General features: G+C 66.4%; 3 protein-coding genes and 1 pseudogene. 3 read left to right on the plus strand and 1 reads right to left on the minus strand.

All coding sequences use genetic code 11. The annotated features are described in order from the left end of the window. Positions 1-39 precede the first annotated feature (39 nt). Entirely contained in the window at positions 40-792 is a 753-nt protein-coding gene (locus tag OV427_RS49075) for an LOG family protein (RefSeq protein WP_267863178.1), read from the plus strand. 11 nt (positions 793-803) lie between these two features. After that, a pseudogene (locus OV427_RS50945) lies at positions 804-884 on the plus strand (ISAzo13-like element transposase-related protein); the annotation flags it as partial. A 473-nt stretch (positions 885-1,357) separates the two neighbouring features. Here the strand turns inward: OV427_RS50945 and OV427_RS49085 are convergent. Then, entirely contained in the window at positions 1,358-3,394 is a 2,037-nt protein-coding gene (locus OV427_RS49085; RefSeq protein ID WP_267863179.1) for a carbamoyltransferase C-terminal domain-containing protein, read from the minus strand. A 71-nt stretch (positions 3,395-3,465) separates the two neighbouring features. Between OV427_RS49085 and OV427_RS49090 the strand changes: the two genes are divergently transcribed. Next, positions 3,466-4,425 (plus strand): TauD/TfdA family dioxygenase, encoded by a 960-nt coding sequence (locus OV427_RS49090; protein WP_267863180.1) that lies wholly within the window; start codon positions 3,466-3,468, stop codon positions 4,423-4,425. Positions 4,426-4,613: the final 188 nt, after the last annotated feature.

The raw sequence follows: 4,613 nt of genomic DNA on the forward strand, positions 1-4,613 counted from the left end.
GGGCTTTGATGGCACCCCTTCGACCGAGGGAGAATTCCCATGAGCGAATCGCCGTACTCGAGCAGCTCTCAAGCTACCGTGAGCCTTGCGGACGAAGAGACGACACTGCGTGTTGTCACCGACACCGTCTTCGGACTCTGGACCGCCGTGAACAACCTGACCCGGCTTCGGCCGTCACGCCGAACGCGCTACCGCGTCACCATCTTCGGTTCAGCGCGGACGAAGCCTGGCCACTGGGCCTACGACGAAGTCCGGAGAATGGCGGCAGGTCTGACCACGTTGGGTTGCGACATCGTCACGGGCGGCGGTCCAGGGTTGATGGAGGCCGCGAACCAAGGCGCCAGACAGGCTCAGGGTCCCAGCCGGACGCAGTCCACCGGAATCCGCGTGGACCTGCCATTCGAGCAGGAGTCAAACGCCTTTGTCGAACAAGCCTATGTGCATCAGACGTTCTTCACCCGCCTGCACCACTTCGTCCTGATGTCCGACGCCTACGTGGTCGTTCCAGGGGGAATTGGCACGGCGCTCGAATCGTTGATGGTCTGGCAACTGCTTCAGGTCAGACATCTGCGTGACACGCCACTCGTCTTCGTGGGTGCGATGTGGGGCGGGCTCGTCGACTGGGCACGCACGCACATGCTACGGCCCGGCAACGAGCTCATCAGCGCCCCTGACCTGGAGATCCCGCGCTGCGTGAACGGCGCGGACGAAGCAATTGCGATCATCCGCGAACATCACGCCCGGTGGCAAAGCGACGCCGGTGCACAGCCCGCCGAGGAAAGGACTCACTGAGGGCGCTGACCGGATGGAAGGCCGAGTCGCAGCGGCTGGCGGACGCAACGGGCCTGGCCATCAGCGTCTGCCACTTCCCGCCCGGCACGAGCTGGACCGGCGGCGCTACCGCACGGGAATCAGCTTCTCTCGAGCTGCAACGCCTTGAAGCGCGCACCGCATTCCTACCAGCGCAAGCTGGCGGTCTGGAACGAAGGTTCCTTCCGCGCTCGCCCGGCGCCGGGCAGCCCAGTGTCAGGCGAGGCATGAGCACGCCCCCGAGGGGTGCCGACGTGGAACGAACGTTCCTTCCGCGCTCGACCCGCGCCGGGAGGCAGGGAGTAAGGCGGGGATGGCCGTCCTGAGTCGTTTTCCGGCAATGGTGGCGGGTGCCGCCCGGGTTCTCACCCGAATTGTCGGGGCGTGAGGGGGGCTTATAGTTAGGGAACCGCCCGTTTAAGAGTTCGATTCCTGTCGGAGTCACTCGCCCTGCTTCCAGAATCCCCGGAAGCAAGGCGTTTTCCTGTCCGCGTGCGTCCGCTCAAGCCGGTACCCGTTGGGGACCGGAACCGAGCCGTCCCCGCCCTCAGGACATCTGGAAGACGCGGAGCAGCACGAGCGCGCGCTGCAGGTCTCCAATGACGGAGATCTTCCCCGCACCGAACATCGACATGGCCTCGCCCGGGTCGTTGTAGAGCCGCTGGAAGTCGCTCTCGGAGAGCGCGAGCGAGATATCCGGCGTGCCACGGCCCTCGTACACGGTGGGCTGCGCGCGCGACAGGTCCAGGGTGAAGGTCCGCACGCCGCTCAGGCGCAGCTCGTACACCCCGCCCAGCGTCCGGGCCTCCTCCGCGTTGCGCTCCAGGGCCGGCTTGATCCGCTCGAGCAGCAGCGCTTCCAGGGACAGGTCCACGGCCGCCTCTGTCGCCGTCTTGAAGAAGATGCGGTCCTCCAACACCAGCGCATCCAGCGCGCAGCCGAGGAAGAACTTGATTGCGTCCGCGGGCGTCTCGACGATGGGCATGCCCTTGCGGTTGAAGGAGGTATTCAGCAGCACGGAGATGCCGGTGACCGCCTTGAAGTCCTTCAACAGCCGGTAGTACGCGGGGGACACGTCCTCGGTCACCGTCTGGATGCGGGCCGAGTTGTCCTGGTGCACCACACTAGGCAGTTTCGAGCGCCACTCGGAGCGCACCGGCGCCACCAAGATCATGTACGGGCTGTCGTATTCGCAGTCGAAGTAGGTGGAGCAGTCCTCCCGCAGCACGGACGGGGCGAAGGGGCGGAAGTCCTCGCGGAACTTCACCTTCGAGTTGATGAAGTCGCGCATCTCCGCCCGGCGCGGATCCGCCAGGATGCTGCGGTGGCCGAGCGCCCGCGGGCCGAGCTCCGAGCCGCCCTGGAACCAGCCCACCACCTTGCCATCCGCGAGCAGCTCCGCGGTACGCCGTGAGACGTCCTCCACCGGCTCTTCCTTCAAATGCTCGCCGTGCTGCTTCACGGCCGCCTCGAGCTCGTCGCGACGGTAGTGCCGGCCGAACGCCGAGGCGCCCGTGGCCTTTACCCGCTCCCGCTTGAGCACCTCCAGCCAGCCGTAATACGCGCAGCCCACCGCCAGGCCGTTGTCGCCCGCCGCTGGCTGGATGAACAGGTTCTTGAAGCGCGTCTGCGTGCGGATGAGCCGGTTGGCCACCGCGTTGAGCGCCACGCCGCCCGCGTAGACGAGGTTGTCCGACGGGGAGACCTCGTAGCGATGGTTCACCACGTGGAGGATGGCCCGCTCCACCTCGCGCTGCACCCACCACGCGAAGTCCGCGTGCGCCTGGAAGTGCTCCTTGAAGTCGGTCTTGTTGCGCGCCGGGCGCGTGAAGCGCTCCTGCCAGTCGTAGCGCACGAAGACGCGGCCGTCCTTCAGGTCGAAGATGGGAAAGTCATGCTGGCCGGGGCGGCCGTAGGGCGCCAAGCCCATCAGCTTCCCAGGGTCCTCGAAGCCCGCGAAGACGTAGGTGCTCGCCGCCAGGTACATGCCTCCAATGGAGTGCATGGTGCTGCCAGGCCGCAGGGGGTAGTTCTTGAGAGCGAGGCCGCCCTCGGAGAAGTCCTTGTACACGGGGCGCAGCTGGCCCTGCGCGTAGCGGTAGTAACTGTCCTTCTCGTAGAAGAGGTGCCCCAGCTTCTCGGGCGGAACTTCCGGGAGGGTGCACCCCTTCAGGTCGAGGCAGTCGTCGTAGGAACTGCCACAGCCGTCGATGATGAGCACCGCGGCCTCGTCGAACGGCGAGGCGCCAATGGCGCTGTAGGCATGCGACAGGTGGTGGGAGATGGTGACGATGGGGACGTTCGTCCCCTTCACCATGCGGGGTCCGCGGTACCAGTCGTCGGCCCCCACGAGCATGCCGAAGTTTTCGTTCTGCACCACGGCGGCCACGTCGTCGATGGTGATGCCCTCGGCCTGCAGGCAGTAGCTCACCGCGTCCGAGTCGTTGCCTCCATCATGCTTGCGCCGGGTGATGCGCTCCTTCTCGATGGCCACGCAGATTCGCCCGTCCTTGATGAGGCACGCCGAGCCATCGTGGGAGAGGCCCGTGCCAAGGACATAGGTGGGTCTGGTGCTCCGAGTCATTCGTGGGTTCTCCAGGTTGAGAGCACCTCGATTCTAACTGTATTGTGCCGCGCGACCGCCAGCCCTCCCCCATGCTTCCCCTCACCCTCGATCCTCCCTCCCCGGACACTTCTCTTCTCGACTGGGTCGAACAACACCGCGAGCGTTGGCGCACGGCGCTCCTGGAGCACGGCGCCGTGCTCTTCCGGGGCTTCCACTTCGAAGGGCCCCAGGACTTCGAGAAGCTCTCCGGCGCGCTCTACGTGGACCCGCTGCGCTACGTCTACCGCTCCACCCCGCGCACGGAGGTGGGCCGAGGCGTCTACACCGCGACCGAGTACCCGCGGCAGGAGACGATTCCGCAGCACAACGAGAACGCCTACTCGGACAGCCGTCCGATGAACCTGTGCTTCCACTGCGTCACTCCCGCCGAGCAGGGCGGAGAGACGCCTCTGACGGACAACCGGCTGACCACCGCGAACATCCCCGAGCCCATCCGGCGGCGCTTCGAGGAGCGGCGCATCATGTACGTCCGCAACTACGGGCCTCGTGTGGACCTGCCCTGGCAGGTGGTGTTCCAGACGCAGGAGCGCTCCGAGGTCGAGGCGTACTGCCAGGCGCACGGCATCGAGTTCGAGTGGAAGGACAAGGACGGCACCCGGCTGCGCACGCGCCAGGTGCTGCCCGCCGTGGCCCGGCATCCCCTCACGGGAGAGACGTTCTGGTTCAACCAGGCGCACTTGTTTCACGTGAGCAGCCTGGCCCCCACCGCGCAGCAGGCGATGCAGATGCTCTTCAAGAAGGAGGATCTGCCGCGCAACGCCTACCACGGCGACGGGAGCGATATCGACGTGGCCGACCTGGAGGCCATTCGCAAGGCGTACCAGGACACCCTCGTCACCTTCCCCTGGCAAAAGGGGGACGTGCTGCTCGTGGACAACATGCGGGTGACCCATGGGCGCAAGCCCTACGAGGGCACGGGCCGCAAGGTGCTGGTGTCCATGGGTGACTGCTACGCAGCCGACGTGAAGTCCCTCCAGACTCCGCGTTAGCGCGCCTGGGAAAGGATGACGGCCGCGGGCCCGGCGGGCTTTGCGCCAGGGGCGAGCCAGGGGGTATCGTCGCTCGGCTGCCTCCCCCTCCTTGTTGAAGTTCTTCGGAGCCTGCGCTCAAGGCGGCTGCGTCCTCGTTACAGGGCGAACGCCGTGCCGAGCCTGGCGGTCCACAGCGATTCGTGACC

The sequence above is a fragment of the Pyxidicoccus sp. MSG2 genome (genome assembly GCF_026626705.1).
Taxonomy (GTDB): Bacteria; Myxococcota; Myxococcia; order Myxococcales; family Myxococcaceae; genus Myxococcus.